13 protein-coding genes are annotated in these 19,346 nt (G+C 71.4%); 5 read left to right on the forward strand and 8 right to left on the reverse strand.

Going from position 1 to position 19,346, the window contains the following annotated elements; all coding sequences use genetic code 11:
• Window positions 1-213 precede the first annotated feature (213 nt).
• Window positions 214-3,357 (forward strand): GH92 family glycosyl hydrolase, encoded by a 3,144-nt coding sequence (locus IE252_RS02080; protein ID WP_190087466.1) that lies wholly within the window; start codon window positions 214-216, stop codon window positions 3,355-3,357.
• Here IE252_RS02080 and IE252_RS02085 read toward each other — a convergent pair.
• From IE252_RS02085 to IE252_RS02105, 5 genes are all read right to left on the reverse strand, one after another.
• Window positions 3,345-4,910, reverse strand: a complete 1,566-nt coding sequence (locus IE252_RS02085; protein ID WP_190087467.1) for an alpha/beta hydrolase — start codon at window positions 4,908-4,910, stop codon at window positions 3,345-3,347. The genes IE252_RS02080 and IE252_RS02085 overlap by 13 nt on opposite strands.
• A gap of 55 nt (window positions 4,911-4,965) precedes the next feature.
• Complete coding sequence (locus IE252_RS02090) at window positions 4,966-6,018, reverse strand: SIS domain-containing protein (RefSeq protein ID WP_190087468.1); 1,053 nt, start codon at window positions 6,016-6,018, stop codon at window positions 4,966-4,968.
• 334 nt (window positions 6,019-6,352) lie between these two features.
• Window positions 6,353-7,804: an amino acid permease gene (locus tag IE252_RS02095; RefSeq protein WP_190087831.1), complete on the reverse strand. Its 1,452-nt coding sequence runs from the start codon at window positions 7,802-7,804 to the stop codon at window positions 6,353-6,355.
• A gap of 172 nt (window positions 7,805-7,976) precedes the next feature.
• Window positions 7,977-8,933, reverse strand: coding sequence for a hypothetical protein (locus IE252_RS02100; protein ID WP_190087469.1), 957 nt, complete (start codon window positions 8,931-8,933; stop codon window positions 7,977-7,979).
• Between the two features lie 256 nt (window positions 8,934-9,189).
• Window positions 9,190-10,212: a glycoside hydrolase family 88/105 protein gene (locus IE252_RS02105; RefSeq protein ID WP_229847849.1), complete on the reverse strand. Its 1,023-nt coding sequence runs from the start codon at window positions 10,210-10,212 to the stop codon at window positions 9,190-9,192.
• Between the two features lie 320 nt (window positions 10,213-10,532).
• On the opposite strand from IE252_RS02105, the gene IE252_RS02110 reads away from it, so the two are divergent.
• Window positions 10,533-11,474 (forward strand): DUF389 domain-containing protein, encoded by a 942-nt coding sequence (locus tag IE252_RS02110; protein ID WP_190087471.1) that lies wholly within the window; start codon window positions 10,533-10,535, stop codon window positions 11,472-11,474.
• A gap of 306 nt (window positions 11,475-11,780) precedes the next feature.
• On the opposite strand, the gene IE252_RS43880 is transcribed toward IE252_RS02110, so the two are convergent.
• Complete coding sequence (locus IE252_RS43880; RefSeq protein ID WP_268248383.1) at window positions 11,781-11,903, reverse strand: hypothetical protein; 123 nt, start codon at window positions 11,901-11,903, stop codon at window positions 11,781-11,783.
• Between the two features lie 206 nt (window positions 11,904-12,109).
• On the opposite strand from IE252_RS43880, the gene tgmA reads away from it, so the two are divergent.
• Window positions 12,110-12,301, forward strand: a complete 192-nt coding sequence (gene tgmA, locus IE252_RS02115; protein WP_101391363.1) for a putative ATP-grasp-modified RiPP — start codon at window positions 12,110-12,112, stop codon at window positions 12,299-12,301.
• An 11-nt stretch (window positions 12,302-12,312) separates the two neighbouring features.
• Window positions 12,313-13,233 carry an ATP-grasp ribosomal peptide maturase gene (tgmB, locus tag IE252_RS02120; protein ID WP_190087472.1) on the forward strand — a complete coding sequence of 307 codons (921 nt, stop codon included), beginning with the start codon at window positions 12,313-12,315 and terminating at the stop codon, window positions 13,231-13,233.
• Here the strand turns inward: tgmB and IE252_RS02125 are convergent.
• Both IE252_RS02125 and IE252_RS02130 read right to left on the reverse strand, forming a co-directional pair.
• Window positions 13,227-14,639, reverse strand: a complete 1,413-nt coding sequence (locus IE252_RS02125; protein WP_190087473.1) for a cytochrome P450 — start codon at window positions 14,637-14,639, stop codon at window positions 13,227-13,229. The genes tgmB and IE252_RS02125 overlap by 7 nt on opposite strands.
• Before the next feature lie 74 nt (window positions 14,640-14,713).
• A complete protein-coding gene (locus IE252_RS02130; RefSeq protein ID WP_190087474.1) occupies window positions 14,714-15,700 on the reverse strand; it encodes a LysR family transcriptional regulator in 987 nt (328 codons plus the stop codon).
• Window positions 15,701-15,857: 157 nt separating this feature from the next.
• On the opposite strand from IE252_RS02130, the gene IE252_RS02135 reads away from it, so the two are divergent.
• A complete protein-coding gene (locus IE252_RS02135) occupies window positions 15,858-19,334 on the forward strand; it encodes a M28 family peptidase (RefSeq protein WP_229847852.1) in 3,477 nt (1,158 codons plus the stop codon).
• Window positions 19,335-19,346 lie beyond the last annotated feature (12 nt).

Below are 19,346 nucleotides of genomic sequence, written 5' to 3' on the forward strand. Positions count from 1 at the left end.
GTAACGTTCCCATTCTCAACTGCCCCGTCCGGGGCTTGTTTACGTCCCGCGCTCTTGACGAGTCGTCAGGGACACCTCAACAATCCTGAGTTGATTGGTAACGTTCACACGCCCACCCTGCACCCGCACTCCGAGCATCCCCGTCCCCGAGGCAGCCCGCCGGACGGCGAGCGGGCCTCCGCGAGAAGGTGGTCCCCCCTCGTGCTCCGATCCGTGCACCCCTCCAGATCCCCGCTCCGCGCCCGGTACGCGGGGGCGTTGAGCGCCCTCGCCCTGGCCGCCTCGGGCCTCGTCGGCCTGGCAGCCGCGGCGCCGGCCCACGCGGCTGCGCTGCCGCTGACCCAGTACGTCGATCCGTTCATCGGCACCGACGACAGCAACGCCCCCAACCCCGTGCCGGGCGGCGCCGGGGGCAGCACCTACCCCGGCGCCGTAGTGCCGTTCGGCGGCGTGCAGTTCAGCCCCGACACCCCCACCGCCTCCCCGTCCGGCTACCGCTACAAGGACACGACCGTCGAGGACTTCAGCCTCACCCACTTCGACGGCGCAGGCTGCGCCAACAACGAGGACCTGCCGCTGCTCCCGGTCACCGGCGCGCTCGGCACCTCGCCGGGCGCCAACTGGACCGGCTACGCGTCCGGCTACACCAAGGCGAACGAGGTGGCCAGGCCCGGCTACTACAAGACCCGCCTCGACCGGTACGGAACGGACGTCGAGCTGTCCGCCACCACCCGCACCGGCATGGGCAAGCTGACCTACCCCGCCTCCACGGCCTCCCGTCTGCTGGTCGCCACGGGCCGCAGCGCCACCGGCAGCCGCGCCGGAGCCGTGCACGTCAACGGCAACGAGCTGACCGGCAGCGTGACGGCCGGGGGGTTCTGCGGCTCGTCCAAGACGTACCAGATCTACTTCGACATCCGCTTCGACCGCACCCCGACCGGCTTCGGCACCTGGTCCGGCTCCACCGTCACGGACGGATCGGCGAACGCCTCGGGCACCAACACCGGCGCCTACGTCACCTTCGACACCACCAGCAACGCCACGGTCCAGTTCAAGGTGGGCCTGTCGTACGTGAGCGTCGCGGGCGCGCAGGCCAATGTGGCGGCGGAGAACGGCGGCTGGGACTTCGGCGCGGTGCGCACGGCGGCCGACGACTCCTGGAACCAGATGCTCAACCGGGTCCAGGTCTCCGGCGGCAGCACGGCCGAGCGCCAGAAGTTCTACACCTCGCTCTACCACGTGCTGCAGAGCCCCAACGTCTCCAGCGATGTGAACGGCGACTACCGGGGCTTCGACAACGCCGTGCACAACTCGACCCGGCCGGTCTACCAGAACTACTCCGGCTGGGACATCTACCGCTCCTGGGCGGCCCTGATAGGGCTGATCGCGCCCACCGAGGCCAGTGACATCGCACAGTCGATGGTGCTCGACGGACAGCAGGGCGGGCTGCTGCCGAAGTGGTCGCAGCAGACCAACGAGGACTTCGTGATGACGGGCGATCCGGGTCCGATCATCGTCGCCAGCCTGTACGCGTTCGGGGCGCGCGACTTCGACACCAGCGCGGCGCTCGCCCTGATGGAGAAGGCGTCCAACGGCGGCACCACCCAGGGCAGCGCGATCCGTGGGCGCCAGTCGACGTATACGAACCTGCACTACCTCGACGACCCCTCCGACTCGCTCGAATACTCCGCGTCCGACTTCGCGGTGGCCCAGTTCGCCAAGGCGCTCGGCAACACCTCCAGCTACACCACCCACATGAGCCGCGCCCAGTGGTGGCGCAACACCTTCGGCCAGGAGTCCTCGTACGTCCAGCAGCACAAGAGCGACGGCTCTTGGAGCTGGCCGCTGGACCCGGCGAGCCAGTCCGCCTTCACCGAGGGCAACGCCTCCCAGTACACCTGGATGGTCCCGTACGACTTCGCCGACCTGATCAACTCGATGGGCGGGCGGCAGACCGCCGTGCAGCGCCTCGACCACCACTTCACCGAGGTCAACGCCGGTCAGAGCAGGCCGTACTACTACATCGGCAACGAGCCCGAGCACGGTGTGCCGTGGGCCTACAACTACGCCCGCCGGCCGGCCGGGGCCTCGGACGCGGTGCGCAAGGTGATGGCCGAGTCCTTCACCACCGGCGCGGGTGGTCTGCCGGGCAACGACGACCTCGGTGCCACCTCCGCCTGGTACGTGTGGGCGGCGCTCGGGATGTATCCGGCCACGCCCGGCGCGGACACGCTCGCGCTGCACGGGCCGCAGTTCCCGTCCGTCCTGATCCAGCGGGCGGCCGGGAACATCACCATCAACACCACCGGCTCCGGCCCGTATGTGCAGGGGCTCGGCGTCAACGGCACCGCCACCGGCCACAGCTATCTGCGCTATCCGGACCTCGCGGCCGGTGCCACCCTCACGTACACCATGGGCGCGGCGCCCAGTGCCACCTGGGGCACCGGGGCATCGGACGTGCCGCCCTCCTTCCAGGACGGGGCAACTCCCGTACCGGCCGCGCCCGAGCTCGGGGCCGATCTGGCCCAGGGCGCGACGGCGACCGGAACTGCCGTGTGTGCGGCGGCCGAGTCGCCCGACAAGGCGGTGGACGGTTCGCTGAGGAACAACAGCAAGTGGTGCTCGGCCGCGGCCAGCCCCTCGCTCCAGGTCGACCTCGGGTCCGCCCGGACGGTGTCGTCGTTCGTGGTGAAGCACGCCGGCCTCGGCGGTGAGAACACCGGCTGGAACACCGGTGGCTTCCAGATCCAGACCAGCACCGACGGCTCCTCCTGGACCACGGCGGCCACCGTCACAGGCTCGCGCTCCAGCAGGACCTACCACCCCGTCTCCGCGCGCACGGCCCGCTACGTCCGGCTGCTGGTCACCAGCCCGGCCAACACGTCGGGCAGCGCGGCCCGCATCTACGAGCTGGAGGTGTACGGCGGCGGGAGCGGCAACCTCGCCCTCGCGCGGCCCGCGAGCGGCTCGGCGCCGTGCAACGCGTCGGAGACGCCGGACAAGGCGGTCAACGGCAGCGTCAGCGGCGGCAACAGCGACAAGTGGTGCTCGCTCGTCTCCGGCACCAAGGACCTCCAGGTCGACCTGGGCGCCTCCCACCCGTTGAACGCGATCACCGTGCGGCATGCGGGCGCGGGCGGCGAGAGCGCCGCTCTGGACACCAGGGACTTCGACCTGAGCGTCTCCGCCGACGCGGCGACCTGGACCACCGTGGCTCAGGTGCGCGGCAACAGCGCCGACTCCACCACCGACCCGGTCGCGACCTCGGCCCGCTATGTGCGGCTCTCGGTCGTCACCCCCACCCAGAACAGCGACCAGGCCGCCCGGATATACGAGTTGGAGGTCTACGGCACCTGACGCACCGGCCTGGTCGACGGGACGTCGTCGCGCGCCGCCGGACATGTGAGGTCGGCGCCCGGCAGCCGCCCGTCGGCCAGGTAGGCGTTGACCGCGCCGTTGACGCAGGCACTGCCGTACGAGAGTCCGTACACGGCGTGCCGGTAGGAGTCCTCGACGGTGATCAGCCGGGAGCTCGGCCACTTGGCGTGCATGGCCAGGGCTTCGGAGTACGGGACGCGCGGATCGCCGGTGGCGTTGACCATCAGCGCCGGGACGTCGTTGTCCACGACGGTCGCCCGCTCGCGCGGCGCGGGCCAGAACGGGCACGGGGTGATGTCGTTGAGGACCGGCCCGAACAGCGGGTGGGCCGCGCGGCTGCGCTCGACGGCCCGCCGGTAGACCTCTGGGTCGCGCGGGCCGGGGGTGTCGGCGCACAAATAAGCCGTCTGGGTGCTGCCGTAGGCCGCGTACTGACCGGTGAACAGCCCCGGCAGTATCTCCGCGAGCCCGGGGTCCGGCTCCGCGTGGCCGGTCTCGGTGGCCCGCTTCAGGGTCCCGACCATCACGGCGATGTCCGCGTCACTGCGCGCCAGGTCGTCGCCGAGGACTCCGTACACGAGCACCGGCAGGACGTGTTCGTCGATGCGGTAGGTCCCGACCGTGAACGGGCGGCGGGCGGCTGTCGTCCGGATGCGGTCGACCGTCGCGAGGACCGCGTCGGCCGTGGTGCCCAGGCCGTAGGCGGCGTCGCGCGGCGCGGCCCACCGGGCCCAGTGGCGCAGGGCGTTCTCGTTCACCTCCTCCGTGCCGTACTCGGCCCAGGGGGCGAGGTGGCCCGGCTCGTGCACGCCGTCGAGGACCATCCGGTCGGTGCGGCCCGGGAACATCGCGGTGTACACCTCGCCGAGGTACGTGCCGTAGGAGATCCCCAGATACGAGATCTTCCGCTCGCCGAGCGCCGTGCGCACGATGTCGAGGTCGCGGGCGGCGTTGCGGGTCGAGGCGTACGGCAGCAGGGCGGCCGCGTTGCGGCGGCACTTGGCGGCCAGGTCGCGCTGGAAGGCCGTCATACGGTCGAAGCCCGCGCGGTCCTCGCCCGCCCCGCGGAAGTACGTGCTCGTGGGCCAGCGGCAGTCGATGGGTGGGTTGCGGCCCGCGAACCGGGGGTCGACACCCACCAGGTCGTAGCGGGCCGCGAGGTCGCCCAGCGCGGCCCGGCGGTCGAGCAGGTAGTCGATCACCGGGTCGGCGGGGCCGCCCTCGTTCACCACCAGCGCGCCGATCCGGTGGGCGGTGTCGGTGGCCCGGATGCGGGCGACCGCGACGGTGAGGGACGGGCCGCCGGGTCGGGTGTGGTCGAGCGGGACCTTCACCTCGGCGCACCGGGCGCCCGCCTTGTCCAGCTCCTGGCCGGCGGTGTCCTGGGCGTCGCGCACACAGCTGTGCCAGGCGGGGGCCGCCGGGCGCGCGGCGGCCGTCGACGGCGGGGTGGCCGTCAGGGCGAGGAGGGCGGCCACGGCCGTGGCCGCCCCCAGCCTGACGCGGGTGTCCATGCCGCACGCGATCCTCATGTCACCGAGGGTAGCGGGACGTTTCGCCACTCCGTCGCCGAAACCGGAAATTCCGTCAGGAGACCGCCACGGGGGCGGCGCGCACGAAGTCCGCGAGGACGATGCCGCCCTCCTTGGTGTCGTCGTTGATGAAGACGATCGACTCGATGGGCACGTTCCGCTCCTCGCTCAGCGCCGCCACCAGCTCCTGCGCCACCACCGTCTCCAGGACGACCCGGGCGCCGGGCGAGCTGTCCGGCAGCCGGACGACGGCGAGGTGCTCGGACGCCTTGACCCGTGCGGTGGTCACCAGCAGGGTCAGATGGCCCGCCGCCGACAGGGAGCGGGCGAGCGCGACCTCGCGGCCGCAGCCGAAGACGAGGTGCAGCGTGTTGCCCGCCGACTCCATCTCGCCGTGCAGGTAGTTACGGGTGACCGAGGCGGCAGCGGGCATCCGGGGCACCTCGCGCAGCAGCAGCGCCGCCTCCTCGGCGGTGACCCGGGAGGCGCCGGAGGCGACGCAGTCGGCGGCGACGCACCGCGCGGCGCGGGTCCGCAGCGAGGCGACGGCGTGGGCCGCCCGGGTCCGTACGGCCTCGGCCTGCTCGGGGACGCCGTCCCAGGCGTCGCCCTCGCGGCCCGCGATCACCCCCGCGATCAGGTCGAGGGCGATGACCGTACCGGTGAAACCGACCGTCGAGGCGCAGGAGTCGGGCTCGTTGCCGAGGTCGACGGTCAGCCCGGCCAGGGCGCCGAGCGAGGACGGGGTGACGTTGAGGACCGCGAGGGTCGGCACGCCGCGCGCCGCCCGGAACGCCGCGATCGTCTCCGAGCTGCGGCCGCTCTGCGACACACCGACGAGCAGATCGGTGTCGAAGCCGCCGAGCCCTTCCTCGATCTCGCTGGCGAGCACCCGCTGGGCGGGCACGCCGTGGCCGCGCAGCACCTCGACCGGCAGCGCCAGCGCCGCGTACGAGGCGCCGATGCCCGCGAGGAGCGGGCGTCGGACGGCACGCAGCCGGTCGCCGACGGGGCCGTCCAACTGCCGCCGCACATGGGCGATCACGCGCTCCAGCGCCTGCGGCTGGCCGGCCTGGCCGTCGAGGAAGGTGATTCGCGTTCCGGACATGAGGAGTCCTTTCGTGCGCCCCCGGCGTGAGCGGGCGGGAGCGCGGGGCGGGGGACAGAAGGCGGACGAACCGGGCAGGCAGGACGTTGAAGGAAGGATCATCCTGCGAAGTGCCGACCGGGTAAATGGCGCCCGGGGAGCGCACGGTGGCGGACGTGTCCGCCGTGACCGCAGGCGCCTCATCCGCAACGGTGACGCGCCGGGGCCCACGGCGCTCGGCGCCGTGTGTCCGCCGTCCGGCCGGGCGCCGCCCGTCCGCCCACGTACGCGGGCCGTCCCCCGCTCCGCAGAGTCGGGGGACGGCCAGGAAGGTCAGGCGTGGGACGCCAGGGCGTCAGATGAGGTCCATCGCGGCCACCTCGTCGGGGCTGCCGTAGCTGACCGGCCCCTGGAAGCGGCGGCGGGCGGTGGCGAACCACCACAGGGTGGCGATGAACAGCACCGCGCCCAGCGCGATCGGCGCGTAGTTGAACGAGGTGGTGGTGATCGGCGAGGTCTGCGGCAGCATGAACAGCACGCTGCTGAGCAGGATCCAGACCACGGCGATGGCCGCCACGGGCTTGCCCCACCGGCCCAGGTTCCATGGGCCGGGCTCGAAGTCGTCCAGGCGCAGCCGCAGGAAGATGGGCACGCCGTAGGCGAGGTAGAGCCCGACGACGTTGACGCTGACGATCGCGGTGAAGGCGGTGTGCGACCACCAGCCGGGAATGATCAGCACCAGCGAACAGGCCGCGGCCAGCCACACGGCCTTGACCGGGGTGCGGGTGCGCAGCGAGACCGAGTGCCACAGGCTGGAGCCCGGCATCGCCCCGTCCCGCGAGAAGGCGAAGATCTGGCGGGTGTTGCTGGTCATGTTGGCGAGGCCGCAGAACAGCATGGCGCCGATCACGATCAGCAGGAGCAGCTTGGCGGTGCCCATGCCGAGCGCGTCGATGAGGATCTGCACCGGCGGGGCCGCCGCGCCCGCCTCGCCCGCGTAGTCGCGGATCGCGTACACCAGGGCGAGCATCAGGACCAGTCCGGCGAGCGCCGAGTAGATGATCGCGCGCATGATGCCCTTGGGGGTGTTGACCGTGGCCTTCACGGTCTCCTCGGACATGTGGAAGCTGCCGTCGAAGCCGGTGAACGTCCAACTGGTGACCAGCAGGCCCAGCATCGCCGCGTACAGCCCGTTGCTGAAGCCGGTGGTGTTGACGAAGTGGTTGGCGAACGACGCGGACTGGTGGTGGGAGGGCTTGAAGGTCAGGGCGGCCACGATGACCACCATGCCGACCAGCAGCCACCACACGGAGATCCGGTTCACCACGGCCACCAGCTGCACGGTGTAGGTGTTGGCCAGCGCCTGCACCACCAGGATCACTGCGGCGATGCCGACGGTCTGCTGGGGCGTCGGGTCGTAGGAGGGCCACTGCATCGAGACGAACGCCTGGATGAAGGTGGCCGCCGCGTAGTTGGTGGCGGCGGTGCCGCCCACCTGGCCGACGAAATTCAGCCATCCCGTGTACCAGGACCAGGCGCCGCGGTGCCGCTTGGCGAGCTTGCCCGCGGAGAAGTACAGGGCGCCGCTGGTCGGGTAGGCGGAGGCGATCTCGCCCATCGCCGCGCCGACGAACAGCACCATCACCGACACACCGATCCAGCCGAAGATGAGGATGCGCGGCCCGCCGGCGCCCATTCCGAATCCGAAGGCGGAGAATATGCCGGAGATGATGTTGATGATCGTGAAAGATATCGCGAAATTGTCGAACGCGTGGAATCTGCGGGTGAGTTTCCGCGGGTAGCCCATCGCGTGCAGCGTGGCGTCGTCGTCGAGGGCGACGGGTGCTTCACGGCGAGGGGCTTTCGAGCGGAGCGGGGACGTGCGCTCGGACACTGGGGCAGCCTTTCCTGGTGGGGGTGGACAGGACAGCGGGGAGTCTCGTACGGGCGCCGCGGGGCGGCGCGGCCCAGGGAGCGGATCAGGCCGGGCCGGGAGTGGGCAGTCCGCAGGACCGCCGCGCCCTGGTCAGGCGTTCCTCGGGGTCGCCGAACGCGCTCCAGGGCATGCGGGAGGCGTACGGGCCCATGGCCGTGAGCACTTCCCGGGCCTCGAACTCGCGCTTGGCCATGTACAGCGCGTGCGCCAGATACGCCAGGTCCAGGACCGGGGTGAAGCGGTAACTCGCGGTGTGCGGGAACCAGTTCTGGTAGATGCCGAGCGCGGTGGTCGTCCACTGGGGCTGGAGCCAGGTGCTGTCCGCGAGCAGGGCGTTCGGGTCGTAGTCCTCGACCAGGGCGACCAGGGGGAGCAGCCGCAGCGCCGAGGTGAGCGGTGCGCGGTGGCTGAGGAAGGAGGCGACGTCCCAGCGGGCGCTCGCCGAGCCGCCGTGGCGGGTGAAGAAGAAGGCCAGGAACCGGTGGTGGGCCTCGCGGTTCCAGGGGTCGAGCCGCAGGATGTGCGAGAAGAGCAGCCAGGGTCCCGGCGGCGCGGTCAACAGCCCCTTGGGGGCCGGGTCGTGGGAGCGCTCGTAGCGGGCGAGGGCGAGCTGGGCGACCCAGGGCGTGGGGTCCTGCGGGAGCAGCTTCGCGGCCCGGCCGCACGCGGCCGTCGCGATGCGCACCAGCGCGCTCGCCCGGCCGTCGTGGGCGTCGGCCATGCGTAACGCCCGTACCATCGCGACGCGCGCGGCCAACAGGGCGGCCTCCGCGCTGGGTTCCTCGGCGAGCCACCGCTCGGCGAGGTCGGAGTCGGCGGCCTCGGACGCGAGCACCAGCGAGCGGTGGGCCCGCACCTCGAAGTCCGTGCGCGCTTCCTTGAGGACGTTGTGCGCGCTCAGATACCGGCCCGCCCGCACGTCCGTGCAGGCGCGCGCCAACTCGCGGTCGTCGGCCGCCGGATGCCACACGTACTGTCCCTCGAACGAGCCCGCAGTCACGATCCCCTCTCCATCCCGAAGACGACGCCACCCGCATGCGCATTCCGGCCATGGCGAATTCGGCCAGGGGACGTAACCCCTACGCAGGCTCACTGACAGCGAGCCACACCTTACTCATCATTAAGTCGTATCGAAACTCGTCGCCCGGAATATCTGGTTCCTTGTCATTTATGGGCGGGGTAAATGGGGTTCGCTCCACGAGTGCGGCCGCCCGGCTTTTGGCGGGACGCCGGTGCGGGGTATCCGTACGGCATATTCAACGGCTCAGCGCCGCCAGTTCCGTGCCGGCCAGCAGGAAGGCACCGACGCCGAAGTCCGCCGTGGTGTCGTACGTGACGGGCTGGCTGGAGTCGGGGTGGTCGCCGACGCCCTGGACGTGGCCGAGGAAGCCGTCGGGGTGCACGGCGGTGGAGACCAGGCCCTGCCAGGCGCGGGCGGCGACGGGGAGGAAGGCCGCGCGGGCGACGAGCCCGGCCCGTACCGCGTAGGCGGCGCCGTAGGCGAAGAAGGAGGTGCCGCTGGTCTCCGGGCCGGGGAAGTGGCCGGGGTCGGCGAGGTTCACGTTCCAGAAGCCGTCGGGGCGCTGGACCTGGCGGACGGCGGTGAGCAGGCGGACCAGCGTCTCGCGGTACTCGGGCACCCGCGGGTCCTGCGGCGGCAGCGCCTTGAGGGTCTTCACATGGGCGCCGGTGACCCAGCCGTTGCCGCGCGACCAGACGACGGGCCGGCCCGAGGGCGAGCTGATCGCGCCGGGCAGGCCGGGGATGAACCGCTTGTCGCGGAACCACAGTCCGCTCGCCGCGTCGTACAGACCGGGGCCGCCCTCGGTGCGCTTGGTGTGGGTGTAGAGGCGGTGGAGTTTGTCGGTGTACGCGCTGTCCCGGCGCAGCACGCCGAGCCGGGCGAACGGCGGCATCGCCATGTGCAGCGCGTCCGCCCACCACCAGTCGTCGTCCTTGGCGGGCCGGTCGACGGCGACCATGCGGTGCAGGCACTCCTCGACGGCCGCGATCTTCGACGGTTCGGGTTCCAGACGGTGGAGGTCGAGGTAGGTCTGCCCGGCGCACTGGTTGTCCGCGTGACGGGTGGTCACACCGCCGATGAGTCCGTACGCGTGGCTCTCGGCCCAGTTCCGCGTGTACGCGAGGTAGCGGGCGTCGCCGGTCAGCCGGTGCAGTGCCATGAGGCCGCTGAAGAACGTGGCGCGGGCCCAGCCGTTGTCACCGGGGTCGGTGTGCGCCGTCAGCCAGTGGTCGGCGACCCTCCGAAGGACGGCCACGATCTCGTACCTGGACGGGAGGCCGCTGTCGGCACTTGCAGGGGAGGATGCCGCCAAGGAGCCTGTGGTCGCCAACACGGCACTGGCTGCGAGCAGTTGACGACGATTCATCTTCGGGAACCTCTCCATCCATGGGGTTCCGTATCCTGCACGGGAATCAGGGATGTGTCCACGGGGCATTGTGCGAGAGGGTTTCCCCGGGTGGCGCGCGTGACGCGGGTGTGCCGGGCGTGTCACTCTTGCCGTCTGTGAAGGCCCTGGTCACAGGGCCGGGGGCCGGTGGTGGCCGGTCCGGGGAACCGATGCCTGGAGTAGGGCTGTTGCTGCATCTGCGTCTGAACGTGCCCGCCGACCTGACCGACGAGGTGGTGCGGACCCTGGAGGCCACCGTGGGCACCGCCCACCTGGCCGTCGTCCAGGGCGCCTCCCGCAACCCCGCGGGCGATCTGGTGCTGTGCGACGTCGCCCGCGAGGCCGGGGACGAACTCCTCGGCAGTCTGCGCGCCCTCGGGCTCGACCGGTCCGGGGCGATCGCCGTCGAGAACATCGACCTGTCGCTGTCCAAGCGCGCCGAGAAGGCCGAGGCGGAGGCCCCGGGCGAGGGCGTGGACGCGGTGCTGTGGGAGCAACTGGCGGACGCGACCCACGAGGAGTCGACGCTCACGGTCACCTATGTGGCGTTCCTGGCGATCGCCACGATGCTCGCGGCGTGCGGTGTGATGCTCGACAACGCCATCCTGATCGTGGGCGCGATGGCGGTCGGTCCCGAGTTCGGGCCGCTGGCCGGGATCTCCACCGCGCTCGTCCAGCGCGCGCCCGGCCTGGTGTGGCGCTCGCTCACCGCGCTGGTGGTGGGCTTCGCCGCGGCCATGCTGCTGACGGCCGGATTCGGCTGGCTCCTGGACCAGCTGGGGCTCTTCGACAGGGCCATGCTGGAGGCGGACCGCCCGAACACCGCCTTCATCTGGAAGCCGGACTGGATGTCGTTCGTCGTCGCCTTCCTGGCGGGTGTCGCCGGAACCCTCTCGCTCACCTCGGCCAAGTCCGGGGCGCTGATCGGGGTGGCCATCTCGGTGACCACGGTCCCGGCGGCGGCCAACGCCGCCATGGCGTTCAGCTACAAGGAGTACGCCCAGACCTGGGGCTCCAGCGGGCAGCTCCTCGCGAACCTGGGCGGGATCGTCCTCGCGGGCGTCCTCACCCTGCTCACCCAGAGGTCGCTCCTGGCGAGCGTGCGCCGGCGTCGTAGGCCCGCGCGCTGAGGGTCCGTGCCGCGTGGCGCGGGGCGGCGGGCAGCCCGTCGCTCCCGCGCCACACGCGAGGCCGGTCAGTACGTCTCGTGGTGCCCCTTCTTGGACCAGCCCCCCGAGTCGCAGTCGTGCTCGTAGAACGAGCCCTTGCTGGCGTTGCTGCCCGCCGCCGTGTGACAGCTCTTCTTGTAGCCGCCGTCCTCGCCGTGGCCGCGGCCGTACTTGTCGTCGTGGTCGCGGCCGTGGTCGCGGCCGTGGTCGCGACCGTAGCCGCGGTCGTGGTCACGGCCGTAGTCGTGCCCGTACTTGCCGCCGTGGTCACGGTCCGTAGCTGTCCTTGCGGCAGTGGTCGTCGTGGTCGTGCGCGAGCGCGGTCGACGCGCCGCCGAAGACGATGCCGATGGTGAGGACGCTCGCGGTGATCGTGGTGCGCAAACGCATACGTGCTCCTGTGAAGAGGGGCGAAGTCCTCAGCGATCACCGATACGGGCGGTGGCGAAACCTGACTTCACCCGACTGCCCGGTGTGTGACTACCGGTGTGTGACGTCCTTCACGTCTATGTGGCGGAACGTGATGAATTCCTTACAGGGGCACTACGTACAGGTGTGCACAAGGATCGGTTTGACGTTTCCGCGGGAGGTTCCTCATGAGGCCGTTCACTCTGCGTTACACGGTGCCGCATGAGCCGGAGGCGGTGGCGGTCCCCTACCGCTTCGACGCCTCACGGCAGTTGAACGTGCTGCCCGACGGGCGTCCCGCCGTGGCCGACCGCGCGGTGCTCAGGGCGACCGGGACCACCGCGTCCACCGCCGGTTCCCAGACCCATTTCGACGACTGACGGCCCGGCGGATGACGGTTCTCATCCTCACCTGCGAAGGCGACGTCACCACGGACATGGTGGTGACCGAGTTGCACGGGCGGGGCGTCCCGCTGGTGCGCCTGGACCCCGCCGACCTGCCCGGCCGGGCGGTGCTGTCCGCCGAGTACGCCCACGGGGACTTCGCGGGGCACCTGTCGGTCGACGGGTTCCTGGTGAGCATGTCGGGGCTGCGCTCGGTCTGGGTGCGCCGGCCGGGACGGCCCGCCGCCCATGCGCCGGAGCCCTCCCGGTGGCTCACCGCCGAGGTCCGCCAGGCGCTGTTCGGCATGCTGTACTCGGCGTCGGCGCGCTGGATGAACCATCCGCGCGACGCCGAACAGGCCCGCCACAAGCCCTGGCAGCTGCGGGTCGCCCACGCCGGCGGGTTCGCCGTGCCGCCCACCGTCGTCACGACGGTTCCCCGGGTGGCCCGGCAGTTCGCGCAGGAGTACCGGGACGTGGTGGTGAAGAGCGCCGCCGGGCCGCCGCCGGACGAACCCCTGATGGCGCTGCCGACCACGCTGATCGGGCCCGACGCGGACTTCTCCAGCGTTCGGGCGGGCCCGGTGCTGCTCCAGCGCTACATACCCAAGAAGGCGGACATCCGCCTCACCTGCGTGGGCGCGCGGCTGTTCGCGGCCCGGAAGGTCTGCGACCCCGACCAGGTGGACGGGCGCTACGACGACAGCGGCCGCCGCTGGGATCCCACCGGGGTGCCCGACCGCATCGCCGAGTCGGTGCACGCGTACACCCGCCGCACCGGGCTCGCCTACGCGGCGTTCGACTTCGCCGAGGACGCGGACGGGGTCTGGTGGTTCCTGGAGTGCAACCAGGGCGGGCAGTTCGGCTTCGTCGAGCTGGACACGGGCCTGCCGATAGCCGCCGCGGTCGCCGACTGGCTGGCTCAGTGAACCGCGGCGGGGCGGCGCGTGCGCACGGTCGCCATGAGCGGCACGTCGGGCTGGAGCAGCAGTCCGGGGTGGGGCGCCACCTCGGTGGTCGGCAGGTCGAGGCGGCAGCGCTGGGCGAGGGTGGCGAGCACCAGGGCGGCCTCGACCTGGGCGAAGCGGGCGCCGAGACAGGTCCGCTGGCCGCCGCCGAACGGAAACCAGGCGTGGTCCGGCACCGCGTCGGGCGCGTCGGCGTCCCAGCGCTCGGGCCGGAACTCGTCGGGGCGTGGGAACCAGCGCGGATCGCGGTGCGTGGTCCACTGGCTGCACCAGACGACCGTCCTGGCCGGGACGCGCGTGCCGCCGAGGGTGGCTCCCGCGCGGGCGAGCGCGGGGACGAGCCAGACCGGCGGGTACAGGCGCAGCGCCTCCTTGACGATCTGCCGGGTCCACCCGAGCCGGTCGTAGTCGTCGACGGTGGGCGGGCGTCCCGCGAGCACGTCGTCCAGCTCGGCTTCGAGCCGGGCGCGGGCCACCGGGGCGCGGGAGAGCAGGTGCAGGGCCCACGTCAGGGCCGTGGAGGTGGTCTCGTGACCGGCGGCCCAGAGGGTGACGGCCTCGTCGCGCACCTCCTTGGGCGACAGCGGCCGGCCCTCCTCGTCGCGGGCGGCGAGGAGCCTGCTGAGCAGGTCGTCGCTCTGGTCCGTGGCGTCGGGCGCGCTCAGCCGCTCCTGGATGAGCCGGTGCACCTCGGTGTCGATGGTGGCCACGGCCCGCAGCATGGCCCGCCGGGACGGGGTGCGCACCCAGGCGGGCAGGAACAGGCCGATGCCGCGCAGCTCGGCCCCGACCGTCCGCCCGGCCAGGTCCATCGCGTCGCCCAGCGCCCGGGTCTGCTCGCCGAGGTCGTTGCCGAACAGGGTGCGCAGGACGACCCGCTGGGTGATGAGCGCCATCTGCTTGCGCACGTCGATCCGCTCGCCCTCGCGCCAGGCGTCGGCCGCCGCGCCCGCGCAGTCCACCATCGTGGCGGCGTACGAGCGGACCTGGCGAGGCCGTACGGTCGGCTGCACCAGTGAGCGCTTGCGCCGCCAGTCGTCGCCCTTGCTGATGATGACGCTCTGCCCGGTGATCTGTTTGAACGCCCAGCCGATCTCGAGGATGTCGAAGGTGTGCTCGCGCCCCGCCAGCATCTCCATGATGTGCTGGGGGTGGGAGAGGAACAGGCTGCGCCTGGGGCCCAGCGACCAGGTCACCGCGTCCCCGAACTCGTCGCGCAGCCGCGTCAGGAAGGCGAGCGGATCCTTCCCGAAGTCGAACAGGTTGCCCAGCGGCCGGGGCAGGCCCCGGGGGCCGCGGACGGGGTGGAGCGGGGGCGCGGGCAGGGTCACGGGGACTCCCGGGGTGTGCCGGTGGGGGCTCGACATAGTGCTTTTCTGCCCGGGTGCCCGGCGCGCCAAGCCGCCCGTACGAGCCATTGCGGGGCGCGCCCGGCGAACGCTCAGGCGTCGGAGGCCTGGAGCTCCGGCAGTTCGTACGGCGGGTGCAGCTCCGGATGGGTGTCCCACCAGGCCCGGTGGAACGCGTTGTTGTCGACGTTGGACAAGTAGGCGCAGACAGCGGCGCGGTAGAGCAGCTCCGCCTGCCGGGCCGGGACGGCCGAGCGGTTCCATGCCAGCCGGATGCGGCCGTGCAGCGGGGCGCCGGCGAGGGGGCGCACCACGGTGCCCTCCGCCCGTGGCGCGGTCGGCTGGCTCAGGGCGACGGCGCGGCCCCCGGCGATCAGCGCGTACTGCATCTTGCGGTCCGCGATCCGGTGCCGCAGCCGGGGCACGAACCCGGCCCGCGCGCAAGCCTCCAGGAAGGCCTCCGGGCCGCCGTCGTCGTCCTCCACGAGGGTCATCCACGGCTCGTCGGCCAGGTCGGCCAGCTCGATGTGCTCCCGGCCGGCCAGCGGGTGGTGGGCCGACAGCCGGATGGAGAACGGTTCCTCCGGGATCAGCGTCCTGGCCAGGACCCCTTCGGGGAGCGGGACTTCGTGGTCGTTGACCTCGCCGTACACGATGGCGTCATAGCGTCCGGCGCCGAGCATCCGGGTCAGCGCGGTCACCGAGTGCTCCACGTCGACGGTGATCTCCTGGCCGGAAAGCGAGAGGTCGGTCTGCTCCAGCAGGCCGTCGACCAGGACGAGCAGGATGCAGCCGAGCCGCAGCGGGGCGTCGGCGGCGACCGTGCGCGCCCGGGTGCCGAGCGCGTCCATCTCGCTGAGCACCCGGCGCGCCCTGTCGAGCACGAAGCGGCCCAGCGGGGTCGGCTCCGTGCCGTTGCGGCTGCGGACGAAGAGGTCGCCGCCGGTCACCCGCTCGATGCGGCGCAGCTGGGCGGAGAGGGAGGGCTGGGACACCCCGAGCCGACGGGCGGCGCGCCCGAGACTGCCCGCCTCCGCAATCTGGCAGACGGCCTGTAAGTGCCTCAACTCCAGCTGCATCTTCCGAGCGTACGCAGCGGCCTCCCGACGCACCATAACTCGCGCCGTATGACCAACTGGTATGTACCACGTTTGCCATGTCCACGCCCATACTGCGCGGAGAACAGGCCCCCCACGATCGGAGTGGACGTTGCGCCCCTTCAGATTGACGGCCGCCGTGGCAGCACTGGCACTGACCACGGGCCTGACCGGCGCTTTGGCCGGTACGGCATCGGCCGCACCCCATTCGCAGTCCGGGCCGGACCAGCGGCCCACCCCCCTCTCGCGCGCCGTCGCCGCCGCCGACCAGGCGGTCCGCAGCGGGCTCGACACCTTGGTCAACTCCCCGCAGGAACAGTACGAACGGCGCATGGTCACCCCCTGGGTGAAGAACCTCTACTCCGTCGCCTACGAGCGCAGTTACCGCGGGCTGCCGGTAGTGGGCGGCGACGCGGTGGTGCTCGCGGACGGCGACGGCGACATCCGCGCCGTGCAGTCCGCCTCGACCGTACGCATCGACGTGGCGACCACCCCGGCGGTCACCGCGAAAACGGCCGAATCCACCTCGCGCACCAAACTGGCCAAGGTCGACAAGGTGGTCGACAGCCGGCTCGTCGTCCGGCTCGCGGACGGCAAACCCGTCCTCGCCTGGGAGACCGTGCTCGCCGGACGTACCAAGTCCGCGCCCAGCAAGCTGCACGTCTTCGTGGACGCACGGACCGGCAAGGTCCTCGCCACCCACGACGACGTCGAGGCGGGCACCGCCAACAGCAAGTGGAACGGCCCCAGTCCGCTCACCATCGACACCACCAACTCGAGCGGCAGCTACTCGCTGCGCGACCCCAACCGGCCCGGCCTGAGCTGCGCCGACTACAGCAGCGGAACCGTCTTCACCAAGTCCTCGGACTCCTGGGGCACCGGCAACCCCACCAGCAAGGAGACCGGCTGCGCGGACCTCATGTTCGCCGCGCAGAAGCAGTGGGACATGCTGGGCCAGTGGCTCGGCCGCAACGGCGTCAACGGCAGCGGCCGCAGCTTCCCCGGCAACGTCGGCCTGAGCGACCTCAACGCGTACTGGGACGGCAGCTCGGTCACCATCGGCCACAACAGCGCCAACGAGTGGATCGCCGGGATCGACGTGGTGGCCCACGAGTACGGGCACGCCATCGACTCCAACACCCCCGGCGGCACCAGCGGCCAGGAGGCCGGACTCGGCGAGGGCACCGGTGACATCTTCGGCGCGCTGACCGAGGCGTACGTCAACGAGCCCGCCCCGTACGACACCCCGGACTACACGGTCGGCGAGATGATCGACCTCCAGGGCCGGGGCCCGATCCGGAACATGTACAACCCGTCGCTCGTCAGCAACGACCCGAACTGCTACAGCTCCTCGATACCCGGCACCGAGGTGCACAAGGCCGCGGGCCCGATCAACCACTGGTTCTACCTGCTCGCCGAGGGCAGCAGCCCTGGTGGCGGCAAGCCCAACAGCCCCACCTGCAACAGCTCCACGGTGACCGGCGTGGGCGTCCAGAACGCCGGCAAGATCTTCTACGGCGGCATGCTCCTCAAGACCAGCAGCATGTCGTACAAGAAGTACCGTACGGCGACGCTGAGTTCGGCCAAGACGCTCGACCCCACGTGCGATCTGTTCACCAAGACCAAGGCCGCCTGGGACGCGATCAGCGTGCCCGCGCAGACCGGTGACCCGACCTGCACGCCGAGCGGCCAGAACGACTTCTCGATGGCGCTCAACCCGGCGTCCGGCACCGTCCAGCAGGGCGGATCGGTCACCACCACGGTGAGCACGTCCGTCACCACCGGCAACGCCCAGTCGGTGGCGCTCACCGCCTCCGGCCTGCCGTCCGGCGTGACCGCCTCCTTCAACCCGGCCACCGTGCAGTCCGGCCAGTCCTCGGTGCTCACGCTCTCCGCGACCAACAACGCGGCGCCCGGCCCGTCCACCGTCACCGTCAAGGGCCAGGGCACCACGCTCTCGCACACCGTCGACTACGCGCTCAACGTCGGCGGCACCCCGCCCGGCACCGACCCGCCCAACATCGACGTCGCCAACGTCCAGGCGCACCTCTCCCAGCTGGGCACCATCGCCACCCAGAACGGCGGCAACCGCCGTGCGGGCAGCGGCGGCTACACCCAGTCGGTGGCCTACATCAAGGGCAAGCTGCAGGCCGCCGGATACACCGTGACCGAGCAGAACTGCACCAGCTGCACCTACCCGTCGAACAACCTGATCGCCGACTGGCCCGGCGGCCCCGCCGACCAGGTCATCATGCTCGGTGCGCACCTCGACAGCGTGTCGGCCGGACCCGGCATCAACGACAACGGCTCGGGCTCCGCGACCCTGCTGGAGAACGCGCTGGTCCTGGCCCAGAAGAACCCCACCATGACCAAGCACGTGCGGTTCGCCTGGTGGACCGACGAGGAGCAGGGCCTCAACGGCTCCAAGTTCTACGTCAACCGGCTGAGCACCACCGACCGCGCGGCCATCAAGGCGTACTACAACTTCGACATGGTCGGCTCGCCCAACGGCGGCTACTTCATCAACAACCTCAACTCGACCGCGGGCGCCCCGCTCAAGGCGTACTGGACCTCCCTCAACCTCGCGCCCGAGGAGAACGTCGAGGGCCAGGGCCGCAGTGACGACGCGTCCTTCCAGGCCGCCGGCATCGCCACCTCCGGCTACGCGGCCGGCGCCAGCGACCGCAAGACCTCGGCGCAGGCCGCCAAGTGGGGCGGCACGGCCAACGCCGCCTACGACTCCTGCTACCACAGCGCCTGCGACACCCCGAGCAACATCGGCCCGACGGTCCTGGACCGCAGCGCCGACGGTGTGGCGTACGCGATCTGGAAGCAGGCCGTCGGCGGGACCACCCCGGCGCAGGACTTCTCCATCGCCACCAACCCGTCCTCCGGCAGCGCCAACCCGGGCGGCAGCGTCACCTCCACGGTGAACACCACCACGGTCAGCGGTGACCCGCAGACGGTCGCCCTGTCGGTCTCGGGCACGCCCACTGGTGTGACCGCGACCCTCAACCCGACGTCCGTGCAGTCCGGCAGCTCCTCGACGCTGACCGTGCAGGTCGGTGCGAGCACCGCACCGGGTACGTACACCCTGACGGTCACGGGCGCCGGTACGGTCAGCCACAGCACCACCTACACGCTGACCGTCGGCGGCGGCACCTGCACCCCGCGCCAGCTCGTCGTCAACGGCGGGTTCGAGAACGGCTCCAGCCCGTGGACGGCGACCTCGGGCGTCATCACCAACCAGGCCGGCGAGACGCCGCACGGCGGCTCCTACATGGCATGGCTGAACGGCTGGGGCTCGCCCCGCACGGACAGCGCCTCCCAGTCGCTGAGCATTCCGTCCGGCTGCTCCAGCTACCAGCTCTCGTTCTTCCAGCACATCGACACGGACGAGAACGAGAACGTCGCGTATGACGTCTTCACCGTCTCGGTGGGCGGCCAGACCCTGGCCACCTTCTCCAACCTGGACGCCAACTCCGGCTACACGCAGAAGTCCTACGACCTCTCGGCGTTCGCCGGACAGACCGTCACCCTGAAGTTCAACGGCGTGGAGGACCAGTCCCTGCAGACCTCGTACGTCGTGGACGACGTCACCCTCCAGGTGAGCTGACGACCACCTGAG

Source organism: Streptomyces melanogenes, assembly GCF_014649795.1.
Taxonomy (GTDB): Bacteria; Actinomycetota; Actinomycetes; order Streptomycetales; family Streptomycetaceae; genus Streptomyces; species Streptomyces noboritoensis.